Source organism: Leucobacter sp. M11, assembly GCF_035726885.1.
Taxonomy (GTDB): domain Bacteria; phylum Actinomycetota; class Actinomycetes; order Actinomycetales; family Microbacteriaceae; genus JAPFRB01.
In genome coordinates, this window is record NZ_JAPFRB010000003.1 from 411,643 (window position 1) to 413,642 (window position 2,000).

Below are 2,000 nucleotides of genomic sequence, written 5' to 3' on the forward strand. Positions count from 1 at the left end.
TGACGGAGCCCGCATGCCCCCCGACGTCGCCCGCGCCGGGCTCGCCGAGCTCCGCTCACACCGAGTGACCGAACTGATCGCGCTCGCCGAACTCCCCGAGAACCGCGAGCGCTGGACCCCCGACACGCTCTGCGCCTGGCTCCTGCTCGAAGCGGGCAACCCACCCACCCGGTAGCGGGCCGCTCCGCCTCCCGGTCCGCCCCCTCCCTGGCAAAGCGCGTCACGCGGGGTCATCGGGCTTCCCCGCGGGCCCCCGCTGGGGCATCCTGGAACCATGACGATCGAACGCGTGCAGGCCGAGTCCCTCGAACAGCTCCGACAGCGCACCAGCTCCAAATGGCGCACCTTTGACGCGGATGTGCTCCCGCTGCCGGTCGCCGAGATGGACGTCCCGATCCCCGCCGTGATCAAAACGGTGCTTCGCGAAGCGATCGAGCACAACGACATTGGCTACCCCAGGGGCACCGCCGAGATCGGGGCCGCCTTCGCGGCCTTCGCCCGGGAACGCTGGGGCTGGGATGCCCCCGTCGGCACCCTCGTCCCCACGACCGACGTCGGCGTCGGCATCGTCGAGCTGCTCCGCCGGCTCATCGAACCCGGCGACGGGGTCATCGTCACGACCCCCGTCTACCCGCCCTTCTGGACCCTGCCGCCCGAGGCCGGGGCCACCCTCGTCCCCGTCCCCCTCGCAGGCGACATTGACGCGGGGTGGAGCCTCGACCTCGCGGCCATCGACGCCGCGCTCGCCGCCGGGGCGCGCGTCGTGCTGCTCTGCCACCCGCACAACCCGGTCGGCCGGGTGCACCGGCCCGCGGAGCTGGCCGAGCTGGCCGAGATCGCGGATCGGCACGGGGCCACCGTCATCTCGGACGAGATCCACGCCCCGCTCACCTTCGCGGAGGCCGAGTTCGTCCCCTTCCTCGCCGTCTCCGAGACGGCCCGGCGGGTCGGCGTCGCGATCACCTCGGCATCCAAAGCGTGGAACCTGGCCGGGCTCAAGTTCGCGTTTCTGCTCTCGGCCTCACCCGAGGGCGACGCGCTTCTCGCCTCGCTCCCCGAGGCGGTCGGTTCCCGGGTGAGCATCCTGGGGCTCAAAGCGCAGGTCGAGGCCTTCCGCGCGGGCGGCCCCTGGCTCGACGGCGCGATCGAACTCCTCGACGCGAATCGCGTGCTCCTCGGCGAGCTGCTCGCCGCGCACCTGCCCGAGGCCCGCTATCGGGCCCCCGAGGCGAGCTATCTCGCCTGGGTAGACCTCAGCGCCTACGGTCTCGGCGACGATCCCGCCGAGCGGATCCTGGCCGAGGCCCGGGTCGCCTTCGGCTCCGGCATCACCTTCGCGCCCGACGCGGGCATCGGACACGTCCGGATCAACTTCGGCACCTCGCCCGAGATCCTCACCGAGGCGATCGAGCGGGTTGCCGCCCTGCTGAACCGGGAGCGAGCCGCCGCCGAGGCGGGCGACGGCTCGCGGGCCTAGCGCTCGACCTCGACGACCGGGGCCTCCGGGGCATGCTTACGGATCGATTCGATGCCGTTGAGCGCGCTCGCCTTGGCGGAGTACCCCTCGGAGGTGGCGATGATCTCGCCGTTGCCCGCCTTCAGGTTGAACCGCCACTCGCCGCCCTTGTCCAGAAAGAGCTCGAATTTCCCTGCCATGATGCCCCCTGCGTTCCACGGCGCGCCCGAGTGGCCCGCCCCCTGGCACCAAATCTAGCGAGGGGCCGCTCGCTTGGCCAGGGCTTTCTCTGGGGCAGCGCGAGCGTTTTCCCGGGGACCCCATCGGAAGATGAAGACATCTTCATCGGAACCTCATCTTCGCCTCACAATGAGCGGGCACCATGGACCCATGACACTCGCACGACGGCTCCTGCTTCCCGCGGCGCTCATCGCGGTTCCCGCGGTGCTCGCCCTCGGGAGCCTGACCCTGATCAATCTTCCCGGGGACCCCGCGGTGCCCGGGCGGCCCATCGTGGTGCCGGTTCCCGAGCCCAAGGACGAGC

Annotated in this window: 2 protein-coding genes; one reads left to right on the forward strand and one right to left on the reverse strand. The window is 71.4% G+C overall.

The features are described 5' to 3' along the window. Positions 1 to 274: 274 nt before the first annotated feature. Complete coding sequence (locus OOT08_RS10290; RefSeq protein WP_325092559.1) at positions 275 to 1,477, forward strand: MalY/PatB family protein; 1,203 nt, start codon at positions 275 to 277, stop codon at positions 1,475 to 1,477. Here the strand turns inward: OOT08_RS10290 and OOT08_RS10295 are convergent. Beyond that, positions 1,474 to 1,656, reverse strand: coding sequence for a YegP family protein (locus tag OOT08_RS10295; RefSeq protein WP_325092560.1), 183 nt, complete (start codon positions 1,654 to 1,656; stop codon positions 1,474 to 1,476). The genes OOT08_RS10290 and OOT08_RS10295 overlap by 4 nt on opposite strands. Positions 1,657 to 2,000 lie beyond the last annotated feature (344 nt).